We start from the raw sequence: 19,416 nt of genomic DNA, 5'->3' as shown, positions 1-19,416 counted from the left end.
AAGGTAGTTTTGGGCACACCTCTAGTGATCTCGCGGCCAAACAGTACTTGCGCCACATACCACAAACTCTCGCTAAACAAGCTCCTTGAAGTTGCTGGGGTATATGCCTATCATGGGCAACTTTTTCAACAGCAGGTCATCATATGAGTAAAGTATTAACCGATTTGCTCTCTCAACTTCAGCTTGAGCGCATTGAAAACACACTATACCGTGGCCAGAGCCAAGACTTAGGGTTTGGTGCCGTGTTTGGTGGTCAGGTACTGGGGCAAGCCTTGTCTGCTGCGAAAGAAACAGTAGAAGAGCAACGCAAAGTACATTCACTACATTGTTATTTTTTGCTGGCGGGCGATGTTAATCAACCGATAGTTTATGATGTAGAAGCGATTCGAGATGGCGGTACTATTTCCACTCGCCGGATCAAAGCGATTCAGAATGGCAAAGATATTTTCTACATGACGGCCTCTTTTAAAGTGCCCGAGCGCGGCTTTGAACATCAAGATAAAATGCCTGATGTACCGGCTCCAGAGGAACTTGAATCAGAGCAAGATTATGCGTTGAAACACCGTGATCTACTCCCTGAGTATATACGTGAAAAATTTATTTGCGATCGACCTATTGAAATTCGTCCCGTAAAAATGGTTAACCCTCTGGCTCCTGAAGTATCTGAGCCTAAGCGTGCGGTATGGATGAAAGCCAGAGGTGCGATGCCCGACGACTTGCGGGTACATCAATATTTATTGGCTTATGCATCAGACTTTAACTTTTTACCGACAGCCCTATACCCCCATGGTGAATCTTTCTTTTCGCCGCATATGCAAGTGGTTACTATCGATCATTCGATGTGGTTTCATCATGAGTTTCGTTTTGATGAATGGCTACTTTATGAAATTGATAGTCAAGCCGCAGCGGGTGGGACCGGTTTAGTGCGAGGGAAAATTTTTAATCGCGATGGGCTGTTAGTCGCGTCAACCATTCAAGAAGGGCTAATTAGAAAAAGACCTGAGAAAAAATAATCGTCTTAGTCTTAAGATGGAAAAGGGCGCACTGCGCCCTTTTTATTTCTACGCTCCATGGCTAAATGGAGACTAAAACCCAAAAATTATAGGCTTTCAGTGAAAGTACGCGTGATCACATCACGTTGCTGCTCTTTTGTTAACGAGTTAAAACGTACAGCATAGCCTGACACGCGAATGGTCAGTTGTGGGTATTTTTCTGGATGCGCTATCGCATCTTCCAGCGTTTCACGCTTTAACACGTTCACGTTTAGGTGTTGGCCACCTTCTTGTAGCGGGGCTACTTGCACTGGTACTTCTTTGTATTCGATATCACCCAAATCATTTAACGCAACAACTTGGTCCTCTGCGTAAGCATTGTCTTTTACACAAAGGCAACGTGCTTCTTGCTTTGCTTCATCTAACAACCAAAATGAGTTAATTAAAGAGGCATTATTTGCTTTAGTAATTTGCACACCAACTGTCATGGTCAAGCTCCATTTAAGATAGAAGTAATGAAATAAAATAACAAAAATGAAATATAAGTACTTTTATTTCCTGATTAATCTATGAACTATTATAGGCAGCTCCCAGCTTGATGTAAATCAATTTAATACCCCCAAAGTGGTACTTTTGCTTTTAGTTCTTTGATCTTAATCAATGAAATATCGATTATAGGGATTGTGGGCGTGATATGCAGATACGTGAGCCTTAAATCTTTATTTGTTATTAATTTACGTATTTTAGTTACAGTTTTAAGGCGCGGTTTCTAGCGGCTATAAACGGTGTTATTCTAGCTTCATGACTTATTATCAGCTAACTGAGTAGGTTAGCTAACTAAAAGGAAGCACTCATGACGCAGCATAAAACGTGGGCGGAAGTAATAGGTGTAGAAAAAGAACAAGTTTACTTTCAGCAAATAATGTCCTTTGTTAAAGCTGAGCGTGATTCAGGAAAAGTTGTTTATCCCCCCCAGCATGAGGTGTTTAATGCGTTCAAACTAACTGAACTGTCTGATGTTAAAGTTGTTATTATTGGTCAAGATCCTTACCACGGGCCTAACCAAGCCCATGGTTTGTGTTTCTCGGTCTTACCTGGTATCAAAACACCACCATCATTAGTCAATATTTACAAAGAGCTACAAAATGATATACCGGGTTTTGTTATTCCAAGTCATGGCTTTTTACAAAGTTGGGCCGAACAAGGCGTGCTGTTGCTGAATACCGTGTTGACCGTTGAGGCGGGTAAAGCCCATAGCCATGCTAAATGTGGTTGGGAGCAATTTACCGATAAGGTAATAGAGCAAGTTAATCTACATTGTGACGGTGTGGTCTTTCTGCTGTGGGGGGCTCATGCGCAAAAAAAAGGTGCAATGATCAATCATGAGCGTCATCACGTACTAAAAGCAGCACACCCTTCGCCATTATCTGCTCATCGAGGTTTTTTCGGATGCGGCCATTTTTCGGCGACTAACGAACGATTGAAGCAGCAAGGTCTAGCGCCAATTGATTGGCAACCTGAATTACCTTAATAATTTGGCGATATAATATTAATCGACTAATATCATAAGGTTATTTGTATTTTTTTAGTAACAGTTAGCTGTAATGCTCTACATCAAGTTATTTTTCCCAAGCCCTTGATAGAGTGGATTTTCAAGGATAAGCATAAGGATGCAGTCGTGTTAAGTATCATACATAACGATCATAAAAATATTGCCAAGTTGCTCAACGTGCTAACAGATAAGCTCAGTAGGATTAAGCTTGAGGATGAAGTGGACTACCGCTTAGTGAGAGATATTGTTTCTTATTTACAAACTTATTCAGGGAAGTTTCATCATCCTCTCGAAGACAGTATTTACGAATACTACCTTAAATATCGGGTTGTCGATGACAGCGTAGCTAACCGTTTACATGATGAACACCAGAACCTAGAAATGATTAGTGCTGAACTAAAAGAGATGATAGACAGCATTTTACTTGATGCGATTGTGTCTCGTGATGACATCATCGAAAAATTACAACAATTTGTTAATTTACAAAAAGCCCACCTTGATTATGAAGAGGTTGAGATTTTACCTGCGATTAAAGCTAGCTTAAGTGCGGATGATTGGCGTCACCTTGAGCAAAACTGGCATCATGATCCGCAAGATGACCCGCTATTTGGCCGCACTGTTGCTGATCAATATAAATCGTTAGCAAAACGCTTAAATTTGTAAACGGTCCAACTCTTTGTGTATAAAAATCCAAGCCTTGGCTTGGATTTTTGGTTTTAAGCGTGCCACTTAAGGCTATTAAGCGAGGTCTTTTCCTTGTTGCTTAGATTTGTACATCAGCTGTTGCCACCAATGGCGTTTTTTCGAGAGTGAGCGGGTGAGTAAAAAGCCTATTAGTAGCGCGACTATTAGCATGGTTTTGAGCAGTTCATTGGCTTTTTGTTGGTAGTCATTCATTACCGCCAATATTTTACCTTGCTCTAGGGTTACTCTTAGGTAGCCAATTTTAGTACTTTCTTTAAATAACTCAGCAATATAAGGAATACGATTTTGGGCAATTTCGCGCGCATCAGCCGAAGTTGTTTTAGGTGATAAGTTGAGAACTAAATCGAGTGGTAAGGCATCGGCAGATTGATGCAATACGACTCCAAAGGCATTGTAAATGGTCACATCTCTAACCAAAGGGTCATTGGACAGGCCATCAACAAGGCGCGATAACTCCTCGTTGTCTTCGGCTTCGAGATAGCGTGCGGCATCATTCGCTGCTCGGTTGGTTAGGGTATAGCCAAAACGCTGTGTTTGTTCTATTCGGTTTTTATCGGCGAGTACCTGTAAGTTGGTCGTGAGGTAGGCAAGGTAGCCAATTAAACCAATAGCAACAATTAGTTGCAGCATTCGCCAAATAAATAATCGAGGCAATTTTGCATTTAGTGTCATTAACAAAAGACTCCTAACCAAGAAACACACTAAGATTGGTACTTGCAAAGGTAAAACGCAATAGCTATCTTGAGCGCAATTTATTTAAATAAAAATCAGGGAAGTATTGTGCAAAAGTTACGTGAAGTCAAAGTGACCCAATTGCCAGAGAGCCTTATACAATGGAAGGCATTATTAATTGAGCAAGTGGGGGCATTTGATGCTCTCTTGTTTGAACCTCAAGGTGCCAGTGCTGTTACTCAGGTGTCAACGTTACCCGCTAAGCAGTTAGTGTTAATGGGCCGCACATTAACTAGCCCAGTTTTGAGTCAATTCAGTAACATTCTATTACAAAATAAAGTCGATGGTATTTATGCCTACGCGCCAAAGAATATATTGGGGGCCACCGTTGTTCGCCTTGATTTAGTTCAGGCGCCAGCAGGAACGAAAGCCTTAGTTCAAGATTTTTGCCAAACACATCAATTGGATTTTGCTTTTGTTGATCATATCCCTAACTTGGCCGAGCCAGGTGTGGTGTTAATGGACATGGACTCAACCACAATCCAAATTGAATGTATTGATGAAATTGCACGCTTATACGGTGTCGGCGAGCAAGTCTCAGCGGTGACCGCTCAAGCCATGAATGGTAAGTTAGACTTCAATGAAAGCTTGCGCAGTCGAGTGGCCTTACTCGAAGGCGCGGATGAAAGTATTCTTAATCAGGTGATTGATAATATGCCGCTGATGCCTGGCTTGGAAGGCTTAATTGCAGGTCTAAAGCAAGCGGGCTGGAAAGTTTGTATTGCCTCTGGCGGCTTTACTTATTTTGCTCAAGCGTTAAAAGATAACTTAGGTTTTGATCAGGTATTTGCCAATACCTTAGAGATTGTCGATGGCAAGTTGACGGGTAAAGTGTTGGGCGAAATCGTTAATGCCCAAGTTAAAGCACGCGTTTTAGGTGAGCTTGCCCAACAGTATGGTGTTAGTCATGCGCAAACCGTCGCGATTGGTGATGGTGCAAACGACTTAGTGATGATGGCTGCATCGGCAATGGGTGTGGCTATTCATGCGAAGCCTGTGGTGCAAGAACAGGCAGCGGTATCCATTAATCATTTGGATTTGGAAGCGGCACTCTGCATTTTAAGCACCAGTCAGAGTACGGCTTGGTCATAAGTAAACGCCAGCCAGTTTGATAGCTGGCTGGCTACTTGTCCTTCTCATTACGACTGTGGATCGCGCAGTCCAAAGCGATATAACGTTTCTTCAGTTGTATCAAAAAGTTCAACGAGGGCGCAAATCGCCCATAGCTCGTTTTCAACTTGTTTTGCTTTATGAATTGCATAATGAGCAATGTAATCGAGTTCTTTTTGGATCGATTCTATATCTGGTTTACCTACTCGGGTTAAATCAATAATCAGGGAGTAAAAATGGCCATGTTGTAGTGCATGGTTAATAAAGGCCTTGCGTTCACTATCATCAATAAAGTCTTCATCTAACCCGCGTATTACCTTAAGCTCGTCTTTATCGTCGATATGTATATACATTTCAATGCGCTGGTTTGCTTCATTACCGGGTAAATTTTTCAATCGTGTGGCGACTAAATGCTCTAATTGTTTATCACCAAAAATAGGCGACAGATTGAACTGAGCCTTTTCTTTATTAAATGCTTTAAGTAGTGGTACTAGGCTATGGGACTGGGCGTTAATTGCCAGCTTACCAATATCAAAATGACCATGATGACGACTGACAAAGTTTACAGCAGATAATAAATGGTGGCAGCATAAATGGCGTAATGCGAGCTCTAAGCCAGGTTTTGGCAGCTTTTCAACTGCTTCACTGAGTTTGCCGGGGTTACTTTCAATCAGTAAATTAAAAAATTCTGTACCTGTATGGGATTCCGCATGTTTGCCGACGCATAGGTGAACAATAGTGCGTGCAGGATTAAATCCAACCACTCGATACACCATGCGCGACAGGTTCATGGTTTTAGTCAAGCTCTGTAACTTGGGTAGAGAAATCAGTACCTTTTCTCCCTTCTTGACTTGGGCCGCTTGGGTGAGGGCTATTTTTAATCCTCTTGGTGAAAAATCTTGTGTGCTCCCTTCTAACACTCCCGCTTTAGTGGTGAGCTCTACTAGTGTGTTGTAGTTATAGCGTTTCTCTTGGCGCTGCTGTACAAATTTGAAAGGCAACTGCTCAAAATGGGTTTGTTTTTTACTAACAAAACGGTTGAGCTGGTTTGCACTTTTTATCTCACTGGCAAGGCTTTGGTAGCTAGGTTTATGTTGCTCTAAGGTCACATCGGCTAACCAGCCAACATAACGCACCTCTAAGGCCTTCTCTAAGGCAATACGCGATACGTTTTGCGGGCTATGCTCATTAAACTGGCGCTTAAGTATGGTCGGCTCAGCGACTGTTAATTGTAACTTATACACTCGCCAACTGGCTTTTCTGGACGCAAAAGAAAGGAATAATGTTTTAAGTCCACTTTGTTGCAGCTCTTCTTTACTCGCAGCAATAAAGAAGGCTTTACTTTCGGTATGGTGAATAAAGCTAAATATCAGGGTTTCTTTAATTTCACCTGGTTGCTTTAAAATCAGCGCTATCCGCTCTGGATTAAGTAATTGAGAAAGGCTGTTTTCACCTTTTTCATCACGCCAGTATTCTAAGATAGGCAGGTTTTGGCTATTACACAGCACACTCTCAAGTTTGGGCTCGCTGTGATGACTGAAAAAAAGCGGTAACCCTTTCATTAAAGGCAGGTAATATTGTTCGTAACCTTTGGTTGTGACCGAGTGCAATAAATTGTCAGTATTAATTTTGTAGCGATGCTTATTGCCTTTAATAAAGCCATCAAGAAAGTTATCAAATCGAGTAGGGTCTTGAGTTCGTGCTAGGCGAAGCCAAATGATGTCTTTTGTTTTATCTTGTCCAACTAGCGTGTAAGGCACTGGGGCTCTAAGTTCAGGGCCGCTAAATTCTTTTTGTAAGCCAGTAAAAATAATGCCGACATCGGTACCCGTTTGCACGCGATGTTCAAGGCTTACTTTGACTCTTAAGCCTGTGGTTGAAATATCTGAAGTGGTTGCTGCTATCTCTTGGCCATCTTGAGTCAGAAATTGCACTGGAATGGCAAAGTGCATTCGCTCAGCGCCTCGGGCATTAGAGCGCTGCAGGTTTAGGTGCTCAGCTTGGAGTAGGGCTTTAACTTTTTCTGTTTTCTCGGTATTTTTAGGCTCGCGTTTTTGATTAACAACATCTTCAAACACCCCCATGGTATAGATGTTATTGAACCTCTTGAGGGATTTTTCAAAGGCTTTGATCGCCGTGTCGTCAAGAAAGTGACGCTTTTCACCAAAGGTAAACTCTTTGGTATCAGGGTATTTGTCACGCAAATCTATGATGCGTTGGCAGGGGGCGTTAAGGCGATTGAGTTCCATCTTAACTAAGAATTTCACATTGGTACTTTCACCAAATAAAATCCTATCGAGCAGATCATTAAAATCAGACTCGCGCATTAATGGCAATAGCTGTTCGATTTGTCCTTGGTAGTCTTTTAAATCCATGAAAGTATGATTAGCCAATAGAGTCAAAGAGAAAACTGCGTATTTACTTTACCCGTAATGACAACGGGGAGCAGTCGCTTTTTTTTATTATTGCGTAGTATGATACAAAAATTGTGCCGAACAATCGGCAAAACGGGTTTAATAACGTTTAGAGGGCTTATGGCTAAAGCAAAAACCGCTTATGTATGTAATGAATGTGGTTCAGAATTTTCACGTTGGCAAGGCCAATGTAATGACTGTAAGGCGTGGAATACCATCACAGAAGTACGTTTAGCGCCGGCCAAAGGCAGTCGTAATGCCAGCCATCAAGGTTACAGTGGGGCCACTCAAGCAAAAGTTCAGGTGTTAAATGATATTTCGCTGGCGGACTTGCCACGTTTTAGTAGTGGTTTTAAGGAGCTTGATCGCGTGCTTGGCGGTGGCATTGTTCCCGGCAGTGCTATTTTGATTGGTGGTAACCCAGGTGCCGGTAAAAGTACTGTGTTACTGCAAACCATGTGTCATTTAGCGCAAACCATGGGAGCGTTGTATGTTACAGGTGAAGAGTCGTTGCAACAGGTTGCCATGCGTGCGAACCGTTTAGGGTTGCCAAATGACAAGTTAAAAATGCTCTCTGAAACCAGTGTTGAAACAATTTGTCATTTAGCGGAGCAAGTAAAACCGCAAATCATGGTGATTGATTCGATTCAAGTGATGCATGTGGCTGATGTGCAAAGCTCGCCGGGCAGTGTATCGCAGGTCCGTGAAGCCGCCGCTTATTTAACGCGTTTTGCTAAACAGACTGGTGTTGCTATTTTTATGGTCGGCCATGTCACGAAAGATGGCTCTTTGGCTGGGCCAAAAGTACTTGAGCATTGTATTGACTGTTCGGTGATGCTTGATGGTGATGCAGACTCTCGCTATCGCACACTGCGCGGTCATAAAAACCGTTTTGGTGCGGTGAATGAATTAGGTGTATTTGCCATGACCGATCGCGGTATGCGTGAGGTTAGTAACCCATCGGCGATTTTTTTGTCTCGCGGGGAAGAAAATACCTCTGGCTCGGTGGTGATGGTGATATGGGAAGGCACTCGGCCGCTGCTGGTGGAAATTCAAGCCTTAGTGGATTATTCCCAACAAGGTAACCCGCGCCGTGTGGCGGTGGGAACTGAGCAAAACCGGTTGGCTATTTTATTAGCGGTATTGCATCGTCATGGCGGTTTACAAATGGCCGATCAAGATGTGTTTGTGAATGTTGTCGGTGGGGTTAAGGTCGCTGAAACCAGTGCCGATTTGGCCTTATTAGTGGCATTGGTTTCGAGTTTTCGTGATCAACCTTTATCGCAAGAATTAGTGGTGTTTGGTGAGGTTGGCTTATCGGGTGAGATCCGCCCTGTACCCAGTGGTCAGGAGCGGATTATTGAGGCGGCTAAACACGGTTTTAAACGTGCTATTGTGCCCATAGCCAACGTGCCGAAAAAGCCAATAGAAGGCATGGAAGTGATTGGCGTTAAAAAACTGAGTGATGCATTAGAAGTGTTGTAATCCTAACGATGAAAAATCGTAGGGCAATGATAAAAGGAATGAAGGATGAATGAGTTGTTAAATGGACAATGCCACTGCGGTGCTGTGACGTTTACGAGCGGTGCCCCTGCGCGAACCGTCGTTAGTTGTCACTGTGATCTTTGTCGCGCGATGAATGGCTCGGCTTTTTCAACTTATGTGATTGTAGATACCGAGCAGTTAGTGGTCGATATGGCATTACTCAATACCTACGCTGTTACTGATAATGCTACCCGATATACTTGTCGTGTTTGTGCTACGCCGTTGTTTAATCGAAACCTTAAATTACCCGGCTTGAGTATGGTGTATTTAGGTTGCGTGCATGGGCTTCAAAAAGCGGGTTTAAAACCGCAATTAAACGTGTATTGTGATGACCAATTAGATTGGGTTAGCCAATTAATGGTTGATAGTTCAACCCAATGTTTTGCTCAAGGGGTAGGTTAATGGCTACCAGTCAATGGCTTGTCCTTGCCAATCAATAAAACTTGCTTGGCCATTAGGCGGGTAGTTTGGTAACAAGCTTAGTAACTGCGCGGCAACAAATTCAGCGGTGAATAACTTTTCTTTAGCCACCTTGGCTTGAAAAGGTTTAGACAACGGGGTGTCGGTTGTCCCTGGGTGAAATGCAATGATTTTCGCCTGTTTGAGTCGTCGCCCGTATTCAATCGCGGCATTTTTTATCATCATATTAAGGGCTGCTTTTGAGGCGCGATAACTGTACCAGCCGCCTAAACGGTTATCGTTAATACTGCCGACTCGTGCGCTGAAAATGACGATATGTGATTCCAGTTTAGTGGGTAGTTGATGCACCAAATGCTTTAGCCACATTAGTGGCACGAGCATGTTACTTTGCATAAGCGCCAGCATATTCTCAGGGCTTATATCTTCCAAGCGCTTTTCGGGTGTTATCTCAGCTTGGGTTATTGGCTGCTGGCCATAGAGAAATCCATTGCATATAAATACATAACGTACAGGTAAGAGTGTATCAATTTGCTCTAAGTTAGCTAAAATTTCTGTTTCAGTGTTGTTGCAAGTTAGCGGTACAACTTTGATGCCCGTAGGCGAGTTGGTATGCTGACGACTGATGGCGTAAATAGTTTTGATCTGCTCATCGCTGCTAAGTTGCTTAATTAACTGCTGAGCAATGGCGCTACTCGCACCAATAACCAACGCGCAATATTCCCGTCTACTTGGCATATTTTACTCCAACTAACGAATTTTTGTGATGCAATGTTCTCATCAATGATGATGGCGCAATAATATTGCGGTTTATTTGGCGTATTTTCCCCAAAATAACTAACGAATTTTTGTTATGCAATGTTCTCATCAATGATGATGGCGCAATAATATTGCGGTTTATTTGGTGTGTTTTCCCCCAAATAACTAACGAATTTTTGTGATGCCATGTTCTCATTAATGATGATGGCGCAATAATATTGCGGTTTATTTGGCGTATTTCCCCCAAAATAACTAACGAATTTTTGTGATGCAATGTTCTCATCAATGATGATGGCGCAATAATATTGCGGTTTATTTGGCGTATTTTCCCCAAAATAACTAACGAATTTTTGTGATGCAGTGGCCGTCATCACAGGCACTGTGTGCTAAACGCTTTTTACCCGTGAGCAGCAATGAAATGTTATATCTGTGTTTGGCGAATACTAAGTAGGCTCGGTCGGCAAAGGGCCTGACTACGGGGGCTCGTAGTAGCGATGTTAGCTTGTTACAACCAACCAATGACCAAGCTTTATGTGTGACGTCTAAACCAAGCAGAATAGCGCCATTTGCTAGCTCGCCATGTAAAATATCATTGGCGTGTTTTCTGTCTATATGTGGATAGTTTTGTTCAAAATCGATGCGGTTGATATCGACTAAAGCAATGAGGTTATGCCGATCACGACGCTTAATCTGTTGCATTTCGCGATGACATAGCGGACAAAGTCCATCAAAATAGATCGTCAGCTCATAGGGGGAAGTCATCTCAGCTCCTTGATAAGTTGTCTTAATGTAAATTAATGAGTCTCACACTAGATAACGTATTAATTGGTCAATTAGATCTTATTTAACTTTAACTCGGTTAAGGCATATTGTGGTACATATTGCCGCTTGTTTTTATCTGAGCTCGGTATGTACATGTTTCAAAGGATCAGCTGTTTTGTTACATGTCTTTTAATGTATACCATGAGCAACTTTGTGTTTATTGCTGTTGTAACTGGTTACATCAGGTAGGTTTTTTCATGATCTAGAGGTAAAAGTGGATATTTTTGTTACAGGGTTATTGTTGGGTTTCAGTTTAATTATTGCTATCGGCTCACAAAACGCGTTTGTATTGCGCCAAGGCCTTAAAGGGCAGCATGTGCTCTTAGTGTGTACCATTTGTGCACTATCTGATGCGGCTTTGATTGCTCTTGGTGTTGCTGGTTTTGGAGTGCTGGTGAAACAAGCGCCTTGGATAGAACAGTTTGCACGTTATGCCGGTGCGCTGTTTTTAATTGTTTATGGTGCTCGGAGCTTGTGGGCGGCCATTAACCATAAGGCCGATTCATTAGCCCCTGCATCTGATACTTTCTTTTCCATTGGTAAGGTTGTGCTTACGTGCCTTGCGTTTACTTGGCTTAATCCTCATGTTTATTTAGATACCGTTATTTTATTGGGCTCTATTTCGACTCAGTACGGCGCGCAAAAATGGTTATTTGGCTTTGGTGCCATGTTGGCTTCTTTATTGTTCTTTTTTGCCTTAGGTTTTGGTTCTCGTTTATTGGTGCCGCTATTCGCGAATCCTTTATCATGGCGATTGCTTGATTTTGTCATTGCGGGCATCATGTGGTTTATTGCCGCATCATTAATTCTATAAAGAAGAGCACTTTTTCGCCTTGCGTAAGCAATATCAACCTGTTTGCTCTGCGAGAGTTTGTTTGGTTAAAAAGGTATCCAAGCATCTAAATTTTGCTTGGATACCTTTTTAACACTACTCGTTGTGGTTTGTTTTTACTTCTTTGTTGTTAGCGGTGGCCTGCAGTTCAGGCTCAGCGGTGGAACTTAGGCGCGCTTGCTCCTTGACCGCTTCACTGGCTCGCTCAGCTTCTTCTTTCGCTTTTGCTTTGGCCTCTCGCTCAGCCGCTTCTTCTTTTGCACGTTGTAGAATAGCGTGCTCTTGGGCATCAAGGGGCAGTAAACTGATCAGCTCAATATCATTTTGCTGTTGGTTATTTTCTGTTTCTGAAATGATCTTAACTTTATTTTCTTTCGTGATATATACCAAAGGGATCGCTGTTTCACCGTAGCGCAGGCGGAAATGCTCGTGGGTAAAGTTATCAGTAATACTGGTGATTTTTAATATGGCCCCTTTTGCCATTAAGCTGGCTAGCTTGGCGTAGGTTACATTCTCACCAAACAAGCATAGGCGCTTAAGGTAAGACTCGGATAACTGATGCCGAGCACTGCTGCTATCACGGCTATTAAGGCCATACACTTTATTAATGCCGAATAAATCCTGAAAATGAAAACTCACTAAAGGATTAAGTTGGCGGTAGGGCGACATCACCAATACGCGGCCAATGCCATTTAAATCAAGGTAGTTACTTGCGTGCTCGGAAGCTGGGTTACCAAAATACACTGGTAAGTTTTGCATTCGCGCCAAACGAATATTGTCGTAGTTGGTATCTGTGAGCACAACGGGAATGTTTTTACTTTGTAAAATAAGGGCCAGTTCTCTAGAAAATTTAGAAGCGCCGAACATCAGCAAACCTTGTGGTGAGCCAGCTTGAACACCGAGAAACTGAGCCCAACTTCCTGCGGTTAAACTTTGCACCACAACTGTGCCGATGATGATCAAAAATACCAAGGGAACAATTAATTCTGAGCCCGCGACATTAAGCTGCTCTAGTTTGATGGCAAATAAAGAAGATATTGCTGCCGCAACGATACCGCGGGGAGCCAGCCAACTTAAGAACCATTTGTCGGCTCTGGTGAGAGAAGTACCAATACCAGAGATCCAAACACTCAGTGGTCTGGCGACAAGCATAACCACCAGTAATACACCTAAGCCAGCCCAACCTAGGCTGAGCATGGCGTCGGAGTTTAATCGCGCAGCTAATAGAATAAACAACGCAGAGATCAACAAAACAGTTAGTGTTTCTTTGAACTCCAATATATCCGCAATATCTACTGCGCGCATATTGGCAAGCCAAATACCCATTACCGTGACCGTTAATAAACCGGACTCTTCTTGCAGAATATTGGAGCCAACGAAAATACCGAGCATAATGGTCAGTACTGCGGTATTGCGTAAGTAATGTGGAAAGATGTTTTTTCTAATGGCCATGCCTATGCCATATCCACCCAATGCACCGAGACCAAGGCCAATCAATAAAGTTAATCCTAAAGAGACCATGACATGAGTCGTGGGATCGGCAGTGACAGTAATGTACTCAAATACTAATACGGCAAGTAGTGCCCCAATGGGATCGATTACTATGCCTTCCCAGCGCAAGATGCTGGCTAGGTTTGATTTTGGCCGCACTGAGCGCAGCATGGGCACAATCACAGTCGGTCCAGTTACCACTACCAGGGTGCCAAACAACAAGGCGATAGGCCAGTCAAAGCCGAGCAAAAAGTAGGCCGCAGGAGTGACACAAGCCCAAGTGATCAGCACGCCAATTGAGACTAAATGGGTCACCATCCGGCCGTGCTCTTTAATTTCTTTAAAATTAAGGGTGAGCGCCCCTTCAAATAAGATAACGGCCACTCCTAATGAAATAATGGGGAACAGTAAGTCACCAAAAATAGCATCCGGCTGAAGCCAGCCTAAACCGGGGCCAAGTAATAGGCCACACAATAATAAAGGTAAGATGGCTGGAAGTCGTAGTTTCCATCCCACCCATTGACATAACAGAGACAGTACCCCTATAAGTGCCAGCATACCGGTTATGTGTTCTACCATGTTTATTCCTTTGTGGTATTTGAAAGATTAAAATGATCAGGCTAAAAACAAGTTACCAGTATATTTGATAGCTTTGTTAATAATTGTGGTGTTGCCTTCAATAGCATCATAAGTTTGTTACATTTACGGTGAGTTTAGTTTGGAGTCGCCATAATGGATCACCAAAGTCAGTTTGTTTTTGTCTATGGTTCGTTACGTCGAGCAGGGACGCGTCATGATTTAATTAAGCAGCAAAGCCAATATGTGAGTGATGCGCGTGTTTCCGGTCGTTTATTTTTGGTTGCGAGTTATCCCGGTTTAGTGACCCCCCAGTCTGACAACGATTGGGTGTTAGGTGAAGTGTACAAGATGAATGACCCCGGTAAGTTATTACGCCTGCTTGATGAATACGAGGAGTGTACATTAGCCTATCCGCAACCTCACGAATATATTAGAGAGCTTAAAGAAGTTGAGTTGATCACCCACGCGCCTAGCAATCGCTTTATTAGGGCCAGGTTGTATCGCTATTGCTGGCCAGTAGAGCCAAGTAAGTTAATACCTTCTGGTGATTTTATGCAAGAGCTAGCCAAGTAGAGGTCGTGAGCACTCGTCATTTTGATTCTTAATGGCGCTATGATGGGATAACACATAAGAAATAATCAACAAGCGCTATCCCGATTAGTTTTGCTTTAAGTGGTGGTGTAATCAGTCGAGCCTAAATGTAGCAATGAAAGATAAATCGCGTTTAGTCTTGCTCTTTCACCAGCTGCTCTAACTCTCGATGGAGCAACTCATCATCGCCAACATTCAACTGTACTAAACGTTTCAAATGAGTCGCACTTTCAATGTCAATACTGGTAGTTTTTAAGCCTAAATGATCGTCATGTTGATGGCATAAGGAGACATTCATACTGAGTTCGATGTTGGTATCGACTAACGTAAAATGCAAGACTAACTCAGTGCCGACGGCTTCGGTCCAATTGTCAGGAGTGGCAACAAGTGCACCTTTTAACGACAAATCTAATAATTGAGTAGACCATTGTTGCCCATTCGCTTCAATTGATGCGCTGGCTTCATATACCACGCGGGAAAACTTTCTACGCTCTGACATACATCTGTTCCTGTAGTTAATATGGCTGTTAGGGATGCTTCCCCAAGCGATATCTGGCAGATTAGCGCTTTTTTTACCCAAGATCATCCTCTGCGCTTTTAAGCATAACTAAGATGTGAGCTTTGTGCGACTTTGCCGAAAAAGAAACGCCCAGCAAGGCTGGGCGTATTTGCTAGGTTCAAACTTAGCTTATGAAATTCGTTTGTATTTAATGCGGTGTGGCTCTGCCGCTGCTGCACCGTAGGTTTTTTTCAGCCAAGCTTCGTAGTCGGTGTAGTTACCTTCATAGAAGTTGATTTGGCCTTCATCTCGGTAATCAAGAATGTGTGTGGCAATACGGTCTAAGAACCAACGGTCATGGGAAATAACCATGGCACAGCCAGCAAATTCTAATAGCGCATCTTCCAGCGCACGTAGGGTCTCGATGTCCAAGTCGTTGGTTGGCTCATCCAGTAGCAATACGTTACCGCCAGTTTGCAATAGTTTGGCTAAGTGTAAACGACCGCGTTCACCACCAGACAAATCGCCTACACGCTTTTGTTGGTCGGTGCCTTTAAAGTTAAAACGGCTTACATAGGCGCGGCTAGGAATTTGGATATTGCCTACCATCATCATGTCGCCGCCACCGGTGACTTCTTGGAATACCGTTTTATTGTTATCCATGTGGTCACGGAACTGGTCAACACTCGCCAGTTGAACTGTTTCACCGAGTTTTACTTCACCGGAGTCGGGTTGTTCTTGACCGCTGATCATCTTAAACAGGGTCGATTTACCCGCGCCGTTAGGGCCGATAATACCCACGATAGCGCCTTTCGGAATGCTGAAAGACAAATCATCGATTAACACACGGCCATTGAAGGATTTTTTCAGGTTAGTGACGTCAATAACTTGATCGCCTAAGCGCTGACCTGTTGGGATAAACAGTTCATTGGTTTCATTACGTTTAGCGTAATCTTGGTTATTAAGCTCTTCAAAACGCGCCATACGTGCCTTGCTTTTAGATTGACGACCTTTGGCGTTAGAGCGTACCCATTCCAATTCTTTTTCAATGGATTTTTGACGCGCTTTTTCTTGTGACGCTTCTTGTTGCAAACGTGCATCTTTTTGCTCAAGCCAAGATGAGTAGTTACCTTCCCAAGGAATGCCGTAACCACGGTCTAGCTCTAAGATCCAACCCGCTACGTTATCCAAGAAGTAACGGTCATGGGTAATGGCTACAACAGTGCCTTCGTAATCGTGTAAGAAGCGCTCTAACCAAGCCACTGACTCGGCATCCAAGTGGTTAGTTGGCTCATCAAGTAGCAGCATGTCTGGTTTTTCGAGTAACAAGCGACAAATAGCAACGCGGCGACGCTCACCACCTGATAAGTGCTTAACTTGCGCGTCCCATTCAGGCAAGCGCAGTGCATCTGCAGCGCGCTCTAGTTGGTTGTCTAGATTATGGCCGTCATGAGCTTGAATAATGGCTTCTAGCTCGCCTTGTTCTTTAGCTAGGGCGTCAAAATCAGCGTTTTCAAGGGCGTATTCGTTGTACACTTCATCTAAACGCACCAGTGCATTTTTCACTTCGGCAACGGCTTCTTCTACCACTTCACGCACGGTTTTATCTAAATCGAGTTTAGGCTCTTGCGGTAAGTAACCGATCTTAATGCCCGGCATGGGCCGTGCTTCGCCCTCAATTTCAGTGTCTACACCTGCCATAATGCGCAAAAGAGTAGATTTACCCGCACCGTTTAGACCTAATACGCCAATTTTAGCGCCCGGGAAAAAGCTAAGTGAGATATCCTTTAAAATAGTGCGTTTGGGGGGAACGACTTTGCCCACGCGGTTCATGGTATAGATAAACTGTGCCATTAATATTTCCTTTAATAACAGTATATTGAATTGCTCTCGTAGTGGTATTTGTCAGCTTGGTGATAACGCTAGAAAATGCGATAAGCTCGCAGCGTGCTGACCCACTACAATAATGCAGCAATGAAAACAGGATTTAAGGCATTTGACAACCGTAAAGGCGTAAAAGTATGGCTAATTTTGTTGGCGTTGGCTGGAAAGTAATACTGCTTAAGCAGATAAAAAAATCCGAGACGTTGCGCCTCGGATTAATGGGTTATCAAATTGTGGTTAAGTTTGTTGTTTTAGAGCAGTGCAGGAAAGCCCGGCAGCTGACCCACTAGTGCCAGTGAGCCAACACAGATAATGAAAGTGATAAGCGGGATAGTTAGCTTATCAGTCCAAGATAGGGATTCCGCACGCTCTTTGTCGCCGGTTAAGCCAAGGTTATCCAGCAGCATGGCCAGTGCCCAACCAAATACTGGGTTAACTAAGGCGCAAGAGAACATACAGATACCCGCACTTTGAGAGTTTTGCGCGCTGCGTACCATTTGCATGCCCGCTTCAAGTAGTGGTAAAAACACGCCCACTAATAGTGCTACACGTAATACCGGCTCCCACATGGCTAAGTCCATTGGATAGCCAATCACCGAGGCCAGCACACAAACCAGACCGGTTAACACCGCGCCACCTGGAATAGGGCGCTTGGCGATAGCGGCAGGGATCATATAAGTACCCCAAGATGACGCTAAGTTACCACCACCTAAGCCCGCACCGATAATTTGACGAACAGAACATACCGCCATGGTGTCATCCACATTCATTAATACCTTGTGGGCCTTGCGTGGGTAATTTAGCTCTTGGAATACACGGTGTCCTAAGAAATCGGGTGACCACATTGCCACCGCTAAAATGGCAAAGGGAATAACGGCAATGTAATGATGCAATTCAGGCCAGCCCATCTGCCAGCCAGTATTTTCTCCCCACCAATAAAATGGGCTCATGTTGGGCAGACCTGGCTCAGTGACAAAGCTAAAAGGCGTGCCCATCGCGTAAGCGATAATACCGGCCATGGCCGAGCATAATGGAATGGCAAGCCAACGTTTTTGAATTTTTGCTAAATAAGCATAAATAACAATAGTGGCAAAGATCACCACAAAAAATACCGGCTCTTGATCAATACTGACCGACCATTCATCAAACTTTTTAATTTGCCCCACTAAGCCCATTGCACCAAGGTAAATCAGCAAGCCGCCGCGCACGCCTTCACCGGTTAATGTAACCAGTTTTGAGCCGCCCTTACTGGCACTGAGTAGTAAACCAAATATGCCCACCATAATACCTAACGCTAAAGGATGTCCCCCTGCTGCAGCAATTAAGGGAATTAATGGGATCATCGGGCCGTGTGTACCGGCAAGGTTGGTGAGTGGGTTAATTAATGCAGAAAATAAAACCACAAACAGTACGCCAGCAATTAATAACTCATAACGGACGTTTTCAACAATAAACTCTGGCGATAAATTAAATTGACTGGCAAAAGCCGCGACCATGGCTGTTACCATCACAATTTTACCTATAGTAGCGGCAAATGCGGGCACCCAATCTTCTACCTCAATTCTAAAATCACGAAACGGTAGATTCAGTTTCCAGCGCTTTAGCTCCATAATTTCGAGCTCGTGCTCTAAATATTCGGTGCGACTATTAAACTCGCTGGCTGGTTTATGTTTTTGCTGATAGTTATTTTGCTCTGCCGGCGGTTTAGTTTCGACTGGGTCTTGTTGTGAATTCATAATATCCCTCTAAATAAAAACAAAAAGGTTCAATGCATTGATGTTTTGGCATCCTTTGGGGAGCATTAAAAATGGCTTTGCCTTTGTGTTTACTGATCTAAATCAGGTTCATGTATATATTTTCCTGATGAACGATATCAGCGTTTTTAATTTTATCTAGATGAAACTGCTTGGTAGCTATTGTTTTTTGGCTTAAAAATCTAGTTGGCTCACACTTTGTTTTATTTCTGTTAATGCTTTGTGGTGTTTTTGTAGGTGTTTGTTGTGTGTATTTTGACCGGTTTTTTCGTAACCGATTGCTGTTATTTAGTAAATATGAAGATTTTATATTTTTTATTTTTACTTTTGCTTTCTTGAAAACGATATTTTATCTCGCGCTGCAATTGAATAAAATTGAGAACTTGCGCTTGTTGTAGTTAAAGTGAATAGAGCTGATTTAATTAATAGATTTGCTATTAATGGGGTGGCTAGTGATATAAAAAAGGCCTATTAAAAAATAGGCCTTTTTAAACAGTGGTGAAGGTTAATGAAGCCGACTTGGGTAAGCTTGCGTAAAAGAGACGGTGTCTTGTAAACATAATACGTAAATGAAATTGATAATAGCGACTAGCCAAAATTGAAATAAACTTAATGGTTTTAAACGCTGATCAAACACCCAAAATTTGTGAAGTAATATCATGATGGCTATCACTTTGATGATAACGAAGAAAGAAAAAAACATGTTCCACTCCTTTGAATCATTTTGATAAACCTTGC

19 protein-coding genes are annotated in these 19,416 nt (G+C 43.0%); 8 read left to right on the top strand and 11 right to left on the bottom strand.

The window, feature by feature from the left end; genetic code table 11:
* Positions 1-143: 143 nt before the first annotated feature.
* On the top strand, positions 144-1,013 hold the full coding sequence (gene tesB / locus Q4519_RS02830; RefSeq protein WP_232801836.1) for an acyl-CoA thioesterase II: 870 nt from the start codon (positions 144-146) through the stop codon (positions 1,011-1,013).
* A gap of 86 nt (positions 1,014-1,099) precedes the next feature.
* Here the strand turns inward: tesB and grcA are convergent, their stop codons facing one another.
* Complete coding sequence (gene grcA / locus Q4519_RS02825) at positions 1,100-1,480, bottom strand: autonomous glycyl radical cofactor GrcA (protein ID WP_232801837.1); 381 nt, start codon at positions 1,478-1,480, stop codon at positions 1,100-1,102.
* 365 nt (positions 1,481-1,845) lie between these two features.
* Here grcA and ung point away from each other — a divergent pair, with 365 nt between their 5' ends.
* Both ung and Q4519_RS02815 read left to right on the top strand, forming a co-directional pair.
* Entirely contained in the window at positions 1,846-2,523 is a 678-nt protein-coding gene (gene ung, locus Q4519_RS02820) for a uracil-DNA glycosylase (protein ID WP_303509274.1), read from the top strand.
* Positions 2,524-2,670: 147 nt separating this feature from the next.
* The gene (locus tag Q4519_RS02815; protein ID WP_232801839.1) at positions 2,671-3,207 is read left to right on the top strand and encodes a hemerythrin domain-containing protein; all 537 of its coding nucleotides are present in this window, start codon (positions 2,671-2,673) and stop codon (positions 3,205-3,207) included.
* A gap of 75 nt (positions 3,208-3,282) precedes the next feature.
* Here the strand turns inward: Q4519_RS02815 and Q4519_RS02810 are convergent, their stop codons facing one another.
* Positions 3,283-3,921: an AhpA/YtjB family protein gene (locus tag Q4519_RS02810; RefSeq protein WP_232801840.1), complete on the bottom strand. Its 639-nt coding sequence runs from the start codon at positions 3,919-3,921 to the stop codon at positions 3,283-3,285.
* Positions 3,922-4,029: 108 nt separating this feature from the next.
* Between Q4519_RS02810 and serB the strand changes: the two genes are divergently transcribed.
* Positions 4,030-5,073 carry a phosphoserine phosphatase SerB gene (gene serB, locus Q4519_RS02805; protein WP_303509271.1) on the top strand — a complete coding sequence of 348 codons (1,044 nt, stop codon included), beginning with the start codon at positions 4,030-4,032 and terminating at the stop codon, positions 5,071-5,073.
* A gap of 47 nt (positions 5,074-5,120) precedes the next feature.
* On the opposite strand, the gene Q4519_RS02800 is transcribed toward serB, so the two are convergent.
* Positions 5,121-7,466, bottom strand: a complete 2,346-nt coding sequence (locus tag Q4519_RS02800; RefSeq protein WP_303509269.1) for a PilZ domain-containing protein — start codon at positions 7,464-7,466, stop codon at positions 5,121-5,123.
* Positions 7,467-7,625: 159 nt separating this feature from the next.
* Here Q4519_RS02800 and radA point away from each other — a divergent pair, with 159 nt between their 5' ends.
* Positions 7,626-8,990: a DNA repair protein RadA gene (radA, locus tag Q4519_RS02795; protein ID WP_232801843.1), complete on the top strand. Its 1,365-nt coding sequence runs from the start codon at positions 7,626-7,628 to the stop codon at positions 8,988-8,990.
* A 45-nt stretch (positions 8,991-9,035) separates the two neighbouring features.
* Entirely contained in the window at positions 9,036-9,452 is a 417-nt protein-coding gene (locus Q4519_RS02790; protein ID WP_303509262.1) for a GFA family protein, read from the top strand.
* 3 nt (positions 9,453-9,455) lie between these two features.
* On the opposite strand, the gene Q4519_RS02785 is transcribed toward Q4519_RS02790, so the two are convergent.
* From Q4519_RS02785 to Q4519_RS02775, 3 genes are all read right to left on the bottom strand, one after another.
* Positions 9,456-10,205, bottom strand: a complete 750-nt coding sequence (locus Q4519_RS02785; protein WP_303509259.1) for an SDR family NAD(P)-dependent oxidoreductase — start codon at positions 10,203-10,205, stop codon at positions 9,456-9,458.
* Between the two features lie 113 nt (positions 10,206-10,318).
* Positions 10,319-10,597, bottom strand: coding sequence for a hypothetical protein (locus tag Q4519_RS02780; protein WP_303509256.1), 279 nt, complete (start codon positions 10,595-10,597; stop codon positions 10,319-10,321).
* Positions 10,566-10,988: a thiol-disulfide oxidoreductase DCC family protein gene (locus Q4519_RS02775; protein ID WP_232801847.1), complete on the bottom strand. Its 423-nt coding sequence runs from the start codon at positions 10,986-10,988 to the stop codon at positions 10,566-10,568. The genes Q4519_RS02780 and Q4519_RS02775 overlap by 32 nt, the downstream gene beginning before the upstream one ends.
* Positions 10,989-11,262: 274 nt before the next feature.
* Between Q4519_RS02775 and Q4519_RS02770 the strand changes: the two genes are divergently transcribed.
* Positions 11,263-11,862 carry a LysE/ArgO family amino acid transporter gene (locus Q4519_RS02770; RefSeq protein ID WP_232801848.1) on the top strand — a complete coding sequence of 200 codons (600 nt, stop codon included), beginning with the start codon at positions 11,263-11,265 and terminating at the stop codon, positions 11,860-11,862.
* Between the two features lie 114 nt (positions 11,863-11,976).
* Here Q4519_RS02770 and Q4519_RS02765 read toward each other — a convergent pair whose 3' ends face one another.
* On the bottom strand, positions 11,977-13,950 hold the full coding sequence (locus Q4519_RS02765) for a sodium:proton antiporter (protein WP_232801849.1): 1,974 nt from the start codon (positions 13,948-13,950) through the stop codon (positions 11,977-11,979).
* A gap of 153 nt (positions 13,951-14,103) precedes the next feature.
* Between Q4519_RS02765 and Q4519_RS02760 the strand changes: the two genes are divergently transcribed.
* A complete protein-coding gene (locus Q4519_RS02760; RefSeq protein ID WP_303509248.1) occupies positions 14,104-14,523 on the top strand; it encodes a gamma-glutamylcyclotransferase in 420 nt (139 codons plus the stop codon).
* 151 nt (positions 14,524-14,674) lie between these two features.
* Here Q4519_RS02760 and Q4519_RS02755 read toward each other — a convergent pair whose 3' ends face one another.
* The 4 genes from Q4519_RS02755 to Q4519_RS02740 all read right to left on the bottom strand — a co-directional run bounded on the left by Q4519_RS02755 (position 14,675) and on the right by Q4519_RS02740 (position 19,381).
* The gene (locus Q4519_RS02755; RefSeq protein WP_232801850.1) at positions 14,675-15,040 is read right to left on the bottom strand and encodes a PilZ domain-containing protein; all 366 of its coding nucleotides are present in this window, start codon (positions 15,038-15,040) and stop codon (positions 14,675-14,677) included.
* Positions 15,041-15,229: 189 nt separating this feature from the next.
* Positions 15,230-16,894 carry an energy-dependent translational throttle protein EttA gene (gene ettA, locus Q4519_RS02750; protein WP_232801851.1) on the bottom strand — a complete coding sequence of 555 codons (1,665 nt, stop codon included), beginning with the start codon at positions 16,892-16,894 and terminating at the stop codon, positions 15,230-15,232.
* Between the two features lie 281 nt (positions 16,895-17,175).
* Complete coding sequence (locus Q4519_RS02745) at positions 17,176-18,660, bottom strand: DUF3360 family protein (RefSeq protein ID WP_232801852.1); 1,485 nt, start codon at positions 18,658-18,660, stop codon at positions 17,176-17,178.
* Between the two features lie 523 nt (positions 18,661-19,183).
* Positions 19,184-19,381, bottom strand: a complete 198-nt coding sequence (locus tag Q4519_RS02740) for a hypothetical protein (protein WP_232801853.1) — start codon at positions 19,379-19,381, stop codon at positions 19,184-19,186.
* Positions 19,382-19,416: the final 35 nt, after the last annotated feature.

It is taken from the genome of Motilimonas sp. 1_MG-2023, from assembly GCF_030547455.1.
In the GTDB taxonomy this organism is placed as follows: domain Bacteria; phylum Pseudomonadota; class Gammaproteobacteria; order Enterobacterales; family CBDFNC01; genus Motilimonas.
Note: the sequence above shows the minus strand (reverse complement) of the source record. Positions and strands in the feature narration are given on the sequence as shown.

What these genes read in the sequence shown, in the direction of transcription:
- tesB (WP_232801836.1), top strand. Translation starts at nt 144, where the DNA reads ATGAGTAAAGTATTAACCGATTTGCTCTCTCAACTTCAGCTTGAGCGC.
- grcA (WP_232801837.1), bottom strand. Translation starts at nt 1,480, where the DNA reads ATGACAGTTGGTGTGCAAATTACTAAAGCAAATAATGCCTCTTTAATT.
- ung (WP_303509274.1), top strand. Translation starts at nt 1,846, where the DNA reads ATGACGCAGCATAAAACGTGGGCGGAAGTAATAGGTGTAGAAAAAGAA.
- Q4519_RS02810 (WP_232801840.1), bottom strand. Translation starts at nt 3,921, where the DNA reads ATGACACTAAATGCAAAATTGCCTCGATTATTTATTTGGCGAATGCTG.
- Q4519_RS02800 (WP_303509269.1), bottom strand. Translation starts at nt 7,466, where the DNA reads ATGGATTTAAAAGACTACCAAGGACAAATCGAACAGCTATTGCCATTA.
- radA (WP_232801843.1), top strand. Translation starts at nt 7,626, where the DNA reads ATGGCTAAAGCAAAAACCGCTTATGTATGTAATGAATGTGGTTCAGAA.
- Q4519_RS02790 (WP_303509262.1), top strand. Translation starts at nt 9,036, where the DNA reads ATGAATGAGTTGTTAAATGGACAATGCCACTGCGGTGCTGTGACGTTT.
- Q4519_RS02785 (WP_303509259.1), bottom strand. Translation starts at nt 10,205, where the DNA reads ATGCCAAGTAGACGGGAATATTGCGCGTTGGTTATTGGTGCGAGTAGC.
- Q4519_RS02780 (WP_303509256.1), bottom strand. Translation starts at nt 10,597, where the DNA reads ATGACGGCCACTGCATCACAAAAATTCGTTAGTTATTTTGGGGAAAAT.
- Q4519_RS02775 (WP_232801847.1), bottom strand. Translation starts at nt 10,988, where the DNA reads ATGACTTCCCCCTATGAGCTGACGATCTATTTTGATGGACTTTGTCCG.
- Q4519_RS02765 (WP_232801849.1), bottom strand. Translation starts at nt 13,950, where the DNA reads ATGGTAGAACACATAACCGGTATGCTGGCACTTATAGGGGTACTGTCT.
- Q4519_RS02760 (WP_303509248.1), top strand. Translation starts at nt 14,104, where the DNA reads ATGGATCACCAAAGTCAGTTTGTTTTTGTCTATGGTTCGTTACGTCGA.
- Q4519_RS02755 (WP_232801850.1), bottom strand. Translation starts at nt 15,040, where the DNA reads ATGTCAGAGCGTAGAAAGTTTTCCCGCGTGGTATATGAAGCCAGCGCA.
- ettA (WP_232801851.1), bottom strand. Translation starts at nt 16,894, where the DNA reads ATGGCACAGTTTATCTATACCATGAACCGCGTGGGCAAAGTCGTTCCC.
- Q4519_RS02745 (WP_232801852.1), bottom strand. Translation starts at nt 18,660, where the DNA reads ATGAATTCACAACAAGACCCAGTCGAAACTAAACCGCCGGCAGAGCAA.
- Q4519_RS02740 (WP_232801853.1), bottom strand. Translation starts at nt 19,381, where the DNA reads ATGTTTTTTTCTTTCTTCGTTATCATCAAAGTGATAGCCATCATGATA.